Source organism: Flavobacterium sp. Sr18 (assembly GCF_011064265.1).
Taxonomy (GTDB): domain Bacteria; phylum Bacteroidota; class Bacteroidia; order Flavobacteriales; family Flavobacteriaceae; genus Flavobacterium; species Flavobacterium petrolei.
Genome location: NZ_CP049329.1, coordinates 3076834 through 3090350, shown reverse-complemented (window position 1 = coordinate 3090350; position 13517 = coordinate 3076834). Strand labels below are relative to the sequence as shown.

General features: G+C 36.8%; 10 protein-coding genes. 8 read left to right on the top strand and 2 right to left on the bottom strand.

The genetic code is table 11. From position 1 onward, the window contains the following. Positions 1-94: 94 nt before the first annotated feature. On the top strand, positions 95-1063 hold the full coding sequence (locus G7A72_RS13790) for a T9SS C-terminal target domain-containing protein (RefSeq protein WP_165152869.1): 969 nt from the start codon (positions 95-97) through the stop codon (positions 1061-1063). A gap of 80 nt (positions 1064-1143) precedes the next feature. Then, positions 1144-3006, top strand: coding sequence for an ABC-F family ATP-binding cassette domain-containing protein (locus G7A72_RS13785; RefSeq protein ID WP_113666233.1), 1863 nt, complete (start codon positions 1144-1146; stop codon positions 3004-3006). Between the two features lie 117 nt (positions 3007-3123). On the opposite strand, the gene G7A72_RS13780 is transcribed toward G7A72_RS13785, so the two are convergent. Then, on the bottom strand, positions 3124-4674 hold the full coding sequence (locus tag G7A72_RS13780; protein ID WP_165152868.1) for an SDR family NAD(P)-dependent oxidoreductase: 1551 nt from the start codon (positions 4672-4674) through the stop codon (positions 3124-3126). A gap of 174 nt (positions 4675-4848) precedes the next feature. On the opposite strand from G7A72_RS13780, the gene G7A72_RS13775 reads away from it, so the two are divergent. Continuing rightward, positions 4849-5640, top strand: a complete 792-nt coding sequence (locus G7A72_RS13775) for an O-methyltransferase (RefSeq protein WP_165152867.1) — start codon at positions 4849-4851, stop codon at positions 5638-5640. A gap of 58 nt (positions 5641-5698) precedes the next feature. On the opposite strand, the gene G7A72_RS13770 is transcribed toward G7A72_RS13775, so the two are convergent. After that, positions 5699-6373 carry a DUF6565 domain-containing protein gene (locus tag G7A72_RS13770; RefSeq protein WP_113666236.1) on the bottom strand — a complete coding sequence of 225 codons (675 nt, stop codon included), beginning with the start codon at positions 6371-6373 and terminating at the stop codon, positions 5699-5701. 358 nt (positions 6374-6731) lie between these two features. Here G7A72_RS13770 and G7A72_RS13765 point away from each other — a divergent pair, with 358 nt between their 5' ends. From G7A72_RS13765 to secA, 5 genes are all read left to right on the top strand, one after another. Beyond that, a complete protein-coding gene (locus tag G7A72_RS13765; protein ID WP_113666237.1) occupies positions 6732-7418 on the top strand; it encodes an ABC transporter ATP-binding protein in 687 nt (228 codons plus the stop codon). Positions 7419-7584: 166 nt separating this feature from the next. Beyond that, positions 7585-8442, top strand: coding sequence for a RimK family alpha-L-glutamate ligase (locus G7A72_RS13760; RefSeq protein WP_165152866.1), 858 nt, complete (start codon positions 7585-7587; stop codon positions 8440-8442). 337 nt (positions 8443-8779) lie between these two features. Beyond that, positions 8780-9349, top strand: a complete 570-nt coding sequence (locus tag G7A72_RS13755) for a cob(I)yrinic acid a,c-diamide adenosyltransferase (RefSeq protein WP_113666490.1) — start codon at positions 8780-8782, stop codon at positions 9347-9349. Positions 9350-9511: 162 nt separating this feature from the next. Then, positions 9512-9733, top strand: a complete 222-nt coding sequence (locus G7A72_RS13750; RefSeq protein ID WP_007138072.1) for a DUF2795 domain-containing protein — start codon at positions 9512-9514, stop codon at positions 9731-9733. Between the two features lie 85 nt (positions 9734-9818). Continuing rightward, on the top strand, positions 9819-13160 hold the full coding sequence (gene secA, locus G7A72_RS13745; protein WP_165152865.1) for a preprotein translocase subunit SecA: 3342 nt from the start codon (positions 9819-9821) through the stop codon (positions 13158-13160). The last annotated feature ends 357 nt before the right edge of the window (positions 13161-13517 follow it).

Sequence of the window (13517 nt, the reverse complement as noted above, 5' to 3'; positions counted from 1 at the left end):
CAATCCCGACACTTCCAGACGCTCCAGATTCAGATTTTAATCGATAGAATCCATTACTTTTGAAAAACATTAACGCTTATATATATTTATTGCATTGAAAAAGATACTCTTATTAGTTCTCTTGTTTACCATTTGTACTTCGCATGCTCAAATTTCGGGTTGCACGGATCCGCTTTCTAAAAACTACAATTCTCTTGCAGCTATTAATGACGGAAGCTGCGCCTATGTTTCGGTAAAAATAAAACCAAAATATTCCGTTAAGCTGAATGCACTTTTGAAAGAAACGTCCAGCTTACTACAAAGCGATTCGCTGTTATGGACGAGTAATGATAACACGGAAACGGTTCTTTATGGCATGAATGCAAAAGGTGTCATTCAAAATAAAATACAGCTAAAAAATGTCACCAATACCGACTGGGAGGAAATTTCGCAAGACAGCGACTATTTTTATATTGGCGATTTTGGAAACAATCTCACCGGAAACCGGAAAGATTTGCAGATTTTAAGAATTGAAAAAAAATCGCTTAACACAGAGAAACAAAAAATTGATACCCTTTCGTTTTCCTATTCCAATCAAAAGGATTTCAAGACCAACAAAGCGAATGCTACTAATTTTGATTGTGAGGCATTTATTGTTTCGGGAGAAAATATTTACTTGTTTACCAAACAATGGAAAGAGAGAAAAACCAGTATATACCAGATTCCGAAGCTTCCCGGCAAACATATTGCTCAACTCAAAGAATCCTATGATGTGGATGGATTAGTAATCTCAGCAACGTTTCTACCCGAAAAAAAGCTACTCGTTTTGGCTGGCTACAGCAGATTTTTATCCCCTTTTGTGTATCTGTTTTACGATTACAATGGTTCGGATTTCTTTTCTGGGAATAAGAGAAAAATCAACATTTCCTTGCCTTTACATCAGGTAGAAGGCATCACTACCCAGGATGGACTTCACTATTATTTAACCAATGAAAATTTCTCCAGAAGACCACTTATTAATATCCCGCAACAGTTGCATCACTTTGATTTAAGTGCTTTTCTGGGCAATTATCTGAAACAATAATTGTTAATGAAACCTTAGATTCAACTAAACTATTGGCAAATCGGTATTTAATAGCTTACTTTTGCAAAAAATTTAGCCTTGTGAATTACCTTTCTGTAGAAAATATCTCGAAATCTTTTGGTGAACGTACGTTGTTTAAAGACATTTCGTTCGGAATTAATAAAGATCAAAAAATTGCCTTCATTGCCAAAAACGGTTCTGGAAAAACGACTATTATGAGTATCATCAATGGTTTGGAAGAATCAGATACTGGTCAAGTAGTCTTAAGAAAAGGCATAAAAATGGCGTTTCTTTCGCAAAACAATAATTTGCAGGAGGAATTAACGATTGAGGAAAGTATTTTCGCCTCGGATAATGAGACTTTGAAAGTGATTGAAGCCTACGAAAAAGCATTAGAAAATCCGGAAGATGAAGAAGCCTACCAAAAAGCTTTTGACGGAATGGATCAGCACAATGCTTGGGATTTTGAAACGCAGTACAAGCAAATTTTGTTCAAACTGAAGTTGGAAGATTTCAAACTGAAAGTAAAAAATCTTTCCGGTGGACAGAAAAAAAGATTGTCACTTGCTATCATTTTGATCAATCGTCCTGATTTATTGATTTTAGATGAACCTACGAATCACTTGGATTTAGAGATGATCGAATGGCTGGAAAGCTATTTTACCAAAGAAAATATTACGTTGTTTATGGTGACGCACGACCGTTTCTTTCTAGAGCGTGTTTGTAATGAAATCATCGAATTAGACAATGGAAAATTATACCAATACAAAGGAAATTACTCGTATTATTTAGAGAAAAAAGAAGAACGCATCGCATCTGAAAATTCCAGTGTGGATAAAGCGCAGAATCTCTTTGTAAAAGAATTGGAATGGATGCGTCGTCAGCCAAAAGCGAGAACGACCAAATCGAAATCGCGTCAAGATGATTTTTATGACATCAAGGAAAAAGCACAAAGTCGCCGTCGCGAAAATAAAGTAGAGCTTGAAATTAATATGGAACGCATGGGAAGCAAAATTATCGAGCTTCACAAAATCTCCAAGAAATTCAAGGATCATGTGATCATGGATAATTTCAGTTTTGATTTTCAACGTGGTGAACGCATTGGAATAATTGGAAAAAATGGAACAGGAAAATCGACTTTCCTGAATCTATTGACCGGAACTTTGCCACTTGATGGTGGAAAAGTAGTGATTGGTGAAACAATAAAAGTGGGTTATTACACCCAAAGCGGAATCAACCCAAAACCTGGTCAGCGCGTAATTGATGTAATTAAGGAATACGGAGAATTTATTCCGTTGATGAAAGGAAAATTGATTTCGGCTTCGCAATTGTTAGAGCGTTTCTTGTTTGATGCTAAAAAACAATATGATTTTGTGGACCGATTGAGTGGTGGAGAATTGAAACGTTTGTACTTGTGTACAGTTTTAATTCAGAATCCGAACTTCCTGATTCTGGATGAGCCGACGAATGATTTGGATATTGTAACACTGAATGTCCTAGAAAGCTTTCTTTTGGATTATCCTGGTTGTTTAGTAGTAGTTTCGCACGATAGGTATTTCATGGATAAAATTGTGGATCACTTATTCATTTTTAGAGGTGATGGTGTGGTCGAAGATTTCCCTGGAAACTATTCTGATTTTAGAGCTTACGAAGACAGTACTGATGTGGCTCAAAAAGAGGAAAACAAAGCCGAAAAGAAAGACTGGAAACAAAACAATCCAACTGGAAACCTGACGTTCAACGAACAAAAAGAATTCCAGAAAACAGAGAAAGAAATCAAGGATTTAGAGATTCAGAAAGTAGCTATAGAACAATTATTCTCAGATGGAAAAATTGGGGAAGCTGACATTGAAAAGAAAGCGAACGAATTGCGAAACATCATCAATAAAATTGAAGAGAAAGAGGAACGCTGGTTTGAGCTTTCTGCGAAGATAGAAGGATAAAATTAGTATTCAGTGTTCAGTCGCAGTTTGCAGTATTGAACATCAATACTCTTTAGGATTAAACCCACAACAAAATTTTTATTTTGTTGTGGGTTTGTTTTTATAAACTTTTTACCTCTACCAAGGAATCGGATTGTAATCTTTTAAAAACTTTCCACACCAATGTTTTCCTGTATTGATTCCGTCAAACAACGGATCCATCACTCGTGCCGCACCATCTACAATGTCTAATGGCGGTTGAAAATCTTCTTCCTCCTGTTTTCTTTTTGCTAATTCTGCGGGATCTTCGTCGGTTACCCAACCGGTATCGACCGCATTCATAAAAATCCCATCTTTTGCCAACGTTCCAGAGGAAGTATGCGTCAGCATATTCAAGGCAGCTTTGGCCATATTGGTGTGCGGATGGCGGTCTTCCTTGAAAAAGCGGTGAAACTTCCCTTCCATTGCTGAAACATTGATTATGTGTTTTTTTCCGGTGTTGTCTTTCTTCATCACTTCCGAAAGGCGGTTACACAATACAAAAGGTGCTACGGAATTCACCAACTGTACTTCAATCATCTCCGTGGTTTCAATTTGTCCCAATCGCAAGCGCCAGCTGTTAGTTTTTCGTAAATCCACTTGTTGCAAATCGGCATCAAGTTCCCCTTCCGGGAAAACTTCATTCGCCACCAAAGCATTATCAAACGAATACGGAATCTGCGATAATTTGGCGGAAGCCCTCAACCCAATTCCAGGTTCTGGTCCGTGCCAAGTCACCGGCATATTTTGATTCGAGGAAGCGCCCGCTGTCAATACTTTTAATTCATCCAAACAATTGGTATGATCCAGCAATAATTCTTGCGCTTGTTTTGGCAAAGAAGCGATGGAACGCTCTTCATTTTCCATCAAATGCGTGTAAAACCCCGCAGGACGTCTCACGGTTTGCGCCGCATTATTAATTAAAATATCCAAACGCTCGTACTTTTGCTCTATGAAATTGCAAAAAATCTCTACACTTGGAATATGTCGTAAATCCAATCCGTGAATTTTCAAACGATGTCCCCAATCCATAAAATCATCTTCTTTAGAAAAACGCAAAGCGGAATCCACCGGAAAACGAGTCGTAGCAATAACGGTTGCTCCACCACGCAATAGCATCAATGTAATGTGATAGCCAATTTTTAAGCGAGAACCTGTAATAACAGCAACTTGTCCCTTTACATCTGCGGTTTGAAAACGTTTGGCATAATTAAAATCTCCACAATCCGTACACATCGTATCGTAAAAGTGGTGCATTTTAGTAAACTCCGTTTTACACACGTAACAATTTCTAGGAGTTTCCAGTTCCAATTGTTCTTTGTTCACAAGATCATTGTACGCCAATAATTTTGGCGCCATAAAAATACTCGCCTCACGCGCATAACGAATTCCTGTTTCCTTTCGGGCAGTTCGGTCGCGTTTTTCCATTTTGCGTTTAGCAGCCTCTTTTCCGTCTTTTTTTCTTCGGGAAAGTTCGTCACGGTCGGGTCTGGAAAACATTCCTGCTGCTTTGATTAAAGCCGTTCGTTGTTCTTTTGGGATATCAAATATTTGGTCGGTATCGGTATTCAATTGTGCCAAAATAGCGATGCATCGGTCAATTTCTTCCGAGCTTATCGCAGTTTTATGTTCTATTTGTTCAATCATCATCGTAAAAAAGAGATATTATTCTTGTGCAAATTCCAAGAGCGCAAATATAGCTTTTTTAAAGTCGGAAAGTTTCAAGGTAATACAGCCGAAAATCCAAGCGTGAAGATGATCCTATTGCATTTTGACTTTCGGCTATTATCTTACTATCTTCGCATCCACTTTGCACCTATCTTTATGTTATTCCAAATAAAATCATACTTACAATTCCTTTGGCACTCCAAAAACGAGCACGCAGTCCATTCCCCGTTTGTGTTTAGTTTACTGACGAAATGTTTATACGACAAAAAATCAAAACCGGAATATGCTGTTTTAAGAAAGTACCGAAACTCGCTTTTAGCAAACAATAATACAATTGAAGTCACTGATTTTGGTGCGGGTTCTAAAGTGTTTAAATCGAATACCAGAAGTATCACTAAGATTGCAAAAATGGCAGGAATTTCCCCAAAACGTGCCGAATTATTATTCAGAATCACTCATTATTTTCATCCAGACAGTATTTTAGAAATTGGAACTTCGTTAGGATTAGCAACTTCAGCACTTTCTTTAGGGTCCAAAAGCATCGGGAGTAAAGCTAAAATCACAACGCTGGAGGGTTGTCCCAACACAATGGCAATAGCAAAAAGTCAACTACAATTGTTCCATTTTGATAATGTACATCCAATCGTAACCGAATTCAGTAGTTTTCTGGATGACACCCAACTTCAAACTTTAAACTTCCAACTTATTTACTTTGACGGCAATCACTCCAAGAAAGCAACGCTAGACTATTTCGAATTATTACTGCCTACGATTACGAACGAAACCGTTTGGATATTTGATGATATTCATTGGTCACAAGAAATGGAAGAAGCATGGCATATAATAAAAAAACATCCTAAAGTGACCGTAACTATTGATACGTTTCAATGGGGATTCGTATTTTTCAGAAGAGAGCAACCTAAAGAGCATTTTATAATTAGAATATAACACAAAAAAAATGACAGCCATTCCTGACTGTCATTTTTAATATAGAATAACCAATTCTTTATTCTTTAGCTCTTTTCATTTCTCCTGATTTAGCTCCCATTCTGTTCAATGTATACATTGGTGCGAATTTTGTTTTTAAACCAGCAATTTTTCTGTTGTCTTCAGATGATAAACCTTCTTTTTCAACAGTATTTTTTCTACTGTCTAATGCTTCATACATCAATTTGATTTCATCCCAGTCTTCACGAGAATATTTATCTTTGTTATCTTCAACGGTATGAACAAATTGTTGGTATACATTATGAATATTAGCTGCATTTACCCAACTAAAGTTCATATCCTCACCCATTTTTCCTTCACCAAATAAAGCATTTCTCATTTGTTGTTTTGTGTTTGGTGCAGTTGCAGCTACTTCTGCAGCAGCATTTTCAGCTTCAATCTTGGCTTTCAAAGCTTCGTATTTAGCTCTACTTGCATCAAGACGCGCTTGTGCTTCTGTATTGTCTTTCAGGTCCGCAATAGCTGCTTCAGCTTCACCACTTCTTAGTTGGTAAGATGCTTCTATTCCTTCCCAGTTTTCTCTAGCGTCTTCAGCTGTTACATTACCTAATGAATCTACGTACATTACGTAAGTATCCACTTTTTTCTCTGCTTGTGCTGCTTTTTCATCTTTACAAGATGTAAACCCAATAGCGATTACCGCTAATCCTAATGCTAATTTTGTATTTTTCATAATTTTGATTTGATTAATTATTACTAAACAAATGTAAATAACATTACACAATAATCAATATTTAACCAATAATTATATAACTTATTTAAATAATTGTGAAATAAAAAATATAAAAGTGTGAATTATACAAATTGAGATTAAAATTGTGTAAAAAAACAAATGCGTCTTTTATATATAAATAAATACAAATTTCGCGCTTACAAGAAGATCATTCTTAAAGCGTCAAAATTTCAATGTAGATAAAGTGTAACAAATTTAAAAAACGACTACTTATTAATAATTCAAAAGTTTTTGTACTTTTAAAATCTAATTTAATAGCTGCCTGCGCACAGTCAAAGGTCAAAAATCATATATTCTAATGGCAAACCCGCTAATCAAAATAACCAATATCAAACGAGATTTTGTACTTGGAAATGAAATCGTTTATGTTCTTAAAGGCATTGATTTAGAAATAAATAAAGGCGAATATGTAGCATTAATGGGACCTTCAGGATCTGGAAAATCAACTTTAATGAATTTATTAGGCTGCCTGGATACACCAACTTCCGGAAGTTACATTCTGAACGGAAAAGACGTCAGCCAGATGAAAGATGATGAATTAGCCGAAATTCGAAACAAAGAGATCGGATTCGTTTTCCAGACTTTCAACCTTTTACCCCGAACAACTGCGCTAGACAACGTGGCTTTACCGATGATTTATGCCGGTTTCTCAAAATCCGAAAGAAACAAACGCGCCACCGAAGTGCTGGAACAAGTAAATCTTGCCGATAGAATGGATCACCAGCCTAACCAACTTTCAGGAGGTCAACGCCAGCGTGTGGCTATTGCCCGCGCTTTGGTCAACAAACCGTCGATCATCCTTGCCGATGAACCAACCGGAAACTTGGATAGCAAAACTTCGCTTGAAATCATGAAGCTTTTTGGAGACATCCACGCCAATGGAAACACTGTGATTCTGGTAACGCACGAGGAAGAAATTGCCGAATACGCGCACAGAGTCATCCGTCTGCGTGACGGACTGATTGAAAGCGACACTACAAAATAATTTTTTTTTCAGGAGCTTATTCCGGCTATCCGTTACAATCTTTTCTTACAAGCTTCCCGCCTACAAAAGGCTGAAAGCTTGTAAAAAAAGGATTTCCACTGTTATCCGGGCTAGGAAATCCAAATTACCATTGCGCTTATAATTCCAAAAAACACCTTTCCAAAAAATGAAAATCGCCATATTAACCTGCGAAAAACTTCCCGACCTAAATCCCGAAGATCAAAAAATAATTCCGGCATTGGCCCAACATAATATAGAAGCCACCGCGGCTATCTGGAGTGACAAAAGCATCAATTGGACTGATTTTGATTATTTAGTCTTTCGCAATACTTGGGACTATTTCGAGAAAGAAACCGAGTTTAAAATTTGGCTCGACCAAATAGAAAAACTGGGAATTAAAACGCTGAATCCTATTGAAATCATCAAGCAAAACATCCATAAGTTCTACTTGCGTGACATGGAGCAGCAAGGAATCACCATTTTGCCAACCGTTTTCATTGACAAAACAAACACTCTCAATCTGGCAGAACTGATTCCCGCACATTGGAAAAAAGCGGTTATAAAACCAGCATTTTCGGCAGGTTCCTATCTTACCGAAGTTTTTGAAAAATCCGAAATCCCATCAATAAACGAAAAATATAAAAACATCGCGGCTGAGAAAGAGTTGCTTTTACAGGAATTCATGCCCGAAATTCAAACATTGGGAGAAACCTCTTTTATCTTTTTCAATAAAAAATTCTCGCACGCGGTCAATAAAAAACCCGTTGACGGAGATTTCAGAGTACAATCACTTTTTGGAGGGAAATATACTTTGGTTCATCCCAGCACTGAAATGATTCATAAAGCCCAAAAAGTAATCGATACTTTTCAGGAAGAGCTTTTATACGCCCGTGTAGATGGAATTCTGATTGACAACGAACTTTATCTAATGGAAATTGAATGCATTGAACCCGATCTATATTTCAATTTGAGTGAAAACGCAATGGAACGGTTTGTTACAGAAATAGTGGAATTAATAGCTTAATTTTATATACTTAAAACAGCATTGATTAACTTTTATGTTTGAATTCATGAGCAGTTAAACGAGTTTAATATCGTACTATTGAATGTATGCACTACCATTAAACATATAAGTCGTGTAAGCATTAAACCTTAAGTGACCTTATTAATATTTAAGTTACATAAGCTCAACTAAAATTAAACTTATATGACTTATATGGTAAAAAAATGCGACATTGTTTTATTCTTATTGCTTAGTTACATTTGCAGCTTGAATTCAATAATTATATTTTAGATTTATGATTTTATTCACAACAATAAATCTGCAATCTAAAATCGTTAATCAACAATCTAAAATCAAAATGAAAGTATATACAAAAACTGGAGACAAAGGAACAACGGCACTTTTTGGCGGAACCAGAGTCCCAAAAGACCATGCCCGCATAGAAAGTTACGGAACCGTCGACGAATTAAATTCTCATATTGGTTTGATTCGCGATCAGGAAATGAATGCACATTACAAAGAAATTCTTATCGAAATACAGGATCGTTTGTTTACTGTTGGCGCTATTTTAGCAACACCGCCGGAAAAAGAAGTGATGAAAAACGGAGAACTTCGTTTAAAAAATCTAGGAATTATAGAATCAGACATTGAATTATTGGAAAATGAAATTGATGCTATGGAAGAAGCATTACCGCCAATGACTCATTTTGTACTTCCGGGCGGACATACTACCGTGTCATATTGTCATATTGCACGCTGTGTTTGTCGCAGAGCAGAGCGCTTAGCAGTACATTTAAACCATAATGAACCCGTTGCTGAAATCGCAATCAAGTACTTAAACCGACTTTCTGACTACCTTTTTGTGTTGGCACGAAAGTTGTCTCATGACTTGAAAGCTGCCGAAGTTCAATGGATTCCAAGGAAATAGTTGGTAGTTTTCAGCTGCGGTTTTTAGTACGAAAACTTTAAACTTTAAACCTGAAACTTTAAACTAAAAAAAACGTTCTTAACTTTAATTAAAAATAAATCATTTTTTACTTGTATTTTTCAGTAAAAAATTTATTTTTGCACAAAACTAAATCGACAACAGATGTATTGGACATTAGAATTAGCATCCTATTTAAGTGATGCCCCGTGGCCTGCTAACAAAGACGAACTTATTGACTACGCTATTAGAGCAGGAGCTCCATTAGAAGTAGTAGAAAACCTTCAATCTATAGAGGATGAAGGCGAGATATATGAATCAATGGAAGAAATATGGCCAGATTATCCTACGGACGAAGATTATCTTTGGAATGAGGATGAATATTAAAAGGTAAACCAATAAAAAAGTCTCAAAAGAGGCTTTTTTTTGGTTTAAATTTACAGAATTACACAATTAGAAATAAAAAAATATCATGAGTTTCATAAACAGTATTATTAAAGTCTTTGTTGGCGATAAGTCACAAAAAGATGTCAAAGCTTTACAACCTTATCTCAACAAAATAAAAACTTTCGAGGAACCACTCAAGGCATTATCACATGATGAACTTAGAGGGAGAACGAACTTTTTTAAAGACACAATAAAACAAGCTCGTTCAGAAAAAGATGCTAAAATCGCAGCACTGAAACAAGAGGTGGAAAGCATTGTAGATATTGACCAAAGAGAAGATATTTACGTAGCCATTGACGCTCTTGAAAAAGAGGCCTACGATATCTCCGAAAAAACATTAATGGAAATTCTTCCGGAAGCTTTTGCAGTGGTAAAAGAAACAGCAAGACGTTTCAAAGACAACACGCAAATAGTAGTAACGGCAACTCCAAAAGACCGTGAATTATCCGCAACAAAAAGCTACATTACTTTAGATGGTGATACTGCCATCTGGGCGAATTCATGGAGTGCTGCAGGGAAACAAATTACTTGGGACATGATTCACTATGACGTACAATTAATTGGCGGAATGGTTTTGCATGAAGGAAAAGTAGCTGAAATGCAAACAGGTGAAGGAAAAACTTTAGTGGCAACTTTACCGCTTTACTTAAATGCATTGACTGGAAACGGTGTGCATTTGGTAACTGTAAATGATTATTTGGCAAAAAGGGATAGTACCTGGAAAGCACCTTTATTCGAATTTCACGGGATGACTGTGGAATGTATTGACAATTACCAACCAAGTTCAGAAGGAAGAAAAAAAGCATACGACGCCGATATCACTTACGGAACCAATAATGAATTTGGTTTTGACTATTTAAGAGATAATATGGCGCATTCACCTGCCGATTTAGTACAAAGGAAACACAATTATGCTATTGTTGATGAGGTCGATTCTGTATTAATTGATGACGCCAGAACACCATTGATTATTTCAGGTCCGGTTCCACAAGGAGATCGTCATGAATTCATGGAAATGAAACCAAAAATTGAAAACTTAGTAAGTTTACAACGTCAATTGGCAAACGGTTTCTTATCTGAAGCTAAAAAGTTAATTAAAGAAGGAAAAACTAAAGAAGGTGGTTTCCAATTATTAAGAGCTTACAGAGCGTTACCAAAAAACAAAGCATTAATTAAATTTTTGAGTGAAGAAGGAATCAAACAATTGCTTCAGAAAACCGAAAATCAATACATGCAGGATAACAAAAGAGAAATGCACAAGATTGATGAGGCATTGTATTTTGTTATTGAAGAAAAAAACAATCAAGTTGAATTGTCAGATAATGGAATTCAATATCTTTCCGGAGATACTGATGCTGACTTTTTTGTACTTCCAGACATTGGAACTGAAATCGCCGCTATCGAAAAGAAAAAATTAGATAAAGACACTGAAGCTGAAGAAAAAGAAAAATTATTTCAGGATTTCGGTGTAAAAAGCGAGCGTATTCACACCTTGACGCAACTTTTGAAAGCTTACGCTTTATTCGAAAAAGATGTTGAATATGTGATCATGGACAACAAAATCATGATTGTTGATGAGCAAACGGGTCGTATCATGGACGGTCGTCGTTATTCTGACGGATTGCACCAAGCGATTGAAGCCAAAGAAAATGTAAAAATCGAAGCTGCAACTCAAACCTTTGCCACCGTTACGTTACAGAATTACTTCAGAATGTACAACAAACTGGGGGGAATGACAGGAACGGCCTCTACAGAAGCAGGCGAGTTATGGCAAATATATAAATTAGACGTTGTAGAAATTCCTACGAACAGAGGAATGGCCAGATTAGACAAAGAGGATTTTATTTATAAAACGACTCGTGAAAAATTCAATGCTGTTATCGAAGACGTAACTGAGTTATCTAAAGCAGGAAGACCAGTTCTTATTGGTACAACTTCTGTAGAGATTTCAGAATTATTAAGCCGAATGTTAAAAATGCGCGGTGTTGCACACAATGTCTTGAATGCAAAAATGCACAAACAAGAAGCACAAATTGTTGAAGAAGCAGGAAAACCTGGAGTAGTAACTATTGCAACCAACATGGCTGGTCGTGGTACCGATATTAAATTATCTGCCGAAGTAAAAGCTGCTGGTGGATTAGCAATTGTAGGTACAGAACGTCATGATTCGCGTCGTGTAGACCGTCAGTTACGTGGTCGTGCAGGACGTCAAGGTGATCCTGGAAGTTCTCAGTTTTATGTTTCTCTTGAAGACAATTTAATGCGTTTGTTTGGTTCTGAAAGAGTGGCAAAAGTGATGGACAGAATGGGATTGCAGGAAGGCGAAGTGATTCAGCATTCTATGATGACTAAATCTATCGAACGTGCTCAGAAAAAAGTAGAAGAAAACAACTTTGGAGTTCGTAAGCGTTTATTGGAATATGATGATGTTATGAATGCGCAACGTGAAGTAGTGTACAAACGTCGTCGTCATGCTTTGTTTGGAGAGCGATTGAAATTGGATATTGCCAACATGCTTTATGACACCTGCGAACTTATCATTGGAGAAAACAAAGCGACTAACAATTTCAAAAACTTTGAGTTTGAATTAATTCGTTATTTCTCTATCACATCGCCGGTTACCGAAAGTGAGTTCATGAAGTTGAGCGAAATGGAGTTAACAGGAAAAGTGTACAAAGCAACTTTAGACTATTATACAGAGAAAACGGAAAGAAGCGCCAGAGAAGCTTTCCCAATCATAAAAAGTGTTTACGAAGATAAAAACAATCAATTTGAGCGCATCGTTGTTCCGTTTACAGATGGAATAAAATCGTTGAATGTGGTTACTGATTTGAAAACTGCTTACGAATCGCAAGGTGCACAATTAGTGGCTGATTTCGAGAAAAACATCACTTTAGCAATTGTAGATGAAGCTTGGAAAAAACACTTGCGTAAAATGGACGAATTGAAACAATCCGTTCAACTTGCCGTTCACGAACAAAAAGATCCATTACTTATTTACAAACTGGAAGCCTTCAACTTGTTTAGAGCCATGATTGACAATGTAAATAAAGAAGTGATTTCATTCTTGTTCAAAGGGGATTTACCGGCTCAGGAAAACCAACAAATTCAAGAAGCAAAAGAAGTTGCTCCGGTAGAAGATTATACGACTTCAAAAGATGAAATCGTAAGTAGCGAAGCTGCAAACCGTGAGGCTGGAGAAACGCAACAACGTCAAGTTACCGAAACTATCGTGAGAGATATGCCAAAAATTAATCGCAACGATACTGTTACGATTCAAAACGTGGCCAACGGACAAACACAAGAAATGAAATACAAAAAAGCCGAAAGCTTAATCGCTTCAGGACAATGGGTTATCGTGAACTAATAACCGTTTCAATTCCTTATTATTACATTCCCCAATTACGAAAGTAGTTGGGGAATTTTTTTTATCCTGAATTTTTATCCTGAATTCATTTCAGGATCTCATTTTCAGGATCTTTTTATTTTATACAATCATTTTCAGGATTTATTCTGAATTTATTTCAGAAGCTATTCCCTCCCTACGCTGCAAGCTATTTGCTTTCAAACCCTTTTTCTAGCCGCTGGCAGGAGCTTCTTTTAGTCGCTCTGCCACCACAGAAAAAAGTGATTTTCAACCGGCATAGGCTTTTCGCTGCTGTCGGGGCTAGGGATTTTGCGGTAAATAACTCCATTTACGGTTTCCCGTAATAATCCTGTGCGC

Excerpts from the sequence above, each read along its gene's own strand:
- G7A72_RS13765 (WP_113666237.1), top strand. The coding sequence starts at position 6,732 with ATGGCAAACCCGCTAATCAAAATAACCAATATCAAACGAGATTTTGTA.
- G7A72_RS13760 (WP_165152866.1), top strand. The coding sequence starts at position 7,585 with ATGAAAATCGCCATATTAACCTGCGAAAAACTTCCCGACCTAAATCCC.
- G7A72_RS13750 (WP_007138072.1), top strand. The coding sequence starts at position 9,512 with ATGTATTGGACATTAGAATTAGCATCCTATTTAAGTGATGCCCCGTGG.
- G7A72_RS13780 (WP_165152868.1), bottom strand. The coding sequence starts at position 4,674 with ATGATGATTGAACAAATAGAACATAAAACTGCGATAAGCTCGGAAGAA.
- G7A72_RS13770 (WP_113666236.1), bottom strand. The coding sequence starts at position 6,373 with ATGAAAAATACAAAATTAGCATTAGGATTAGCGGTAATCGCTATTGGG.
- secA (WP_165152865.1), top strand. The coding sequence starts at position 9,819 with ATGAGTTTCATAAACAGTATTATTAAAGTCTTTGTTGGCGATAAGTCA.
- G7A72_RS13755 (WP_113666490.1), top strand. The coding sequence starts at position 8,780 with ATGAAAGTATATACAAAAACTGGAGACAAAGGAACAACGGCACTTTTT.
- G7A72_RS13775 (WP_165152867.1), top strand. The coding sequence starts at position 4,849 with ATGTTATTCCAAATAAAATCATACTTACAATTCCTTTGGCACTCCAAA.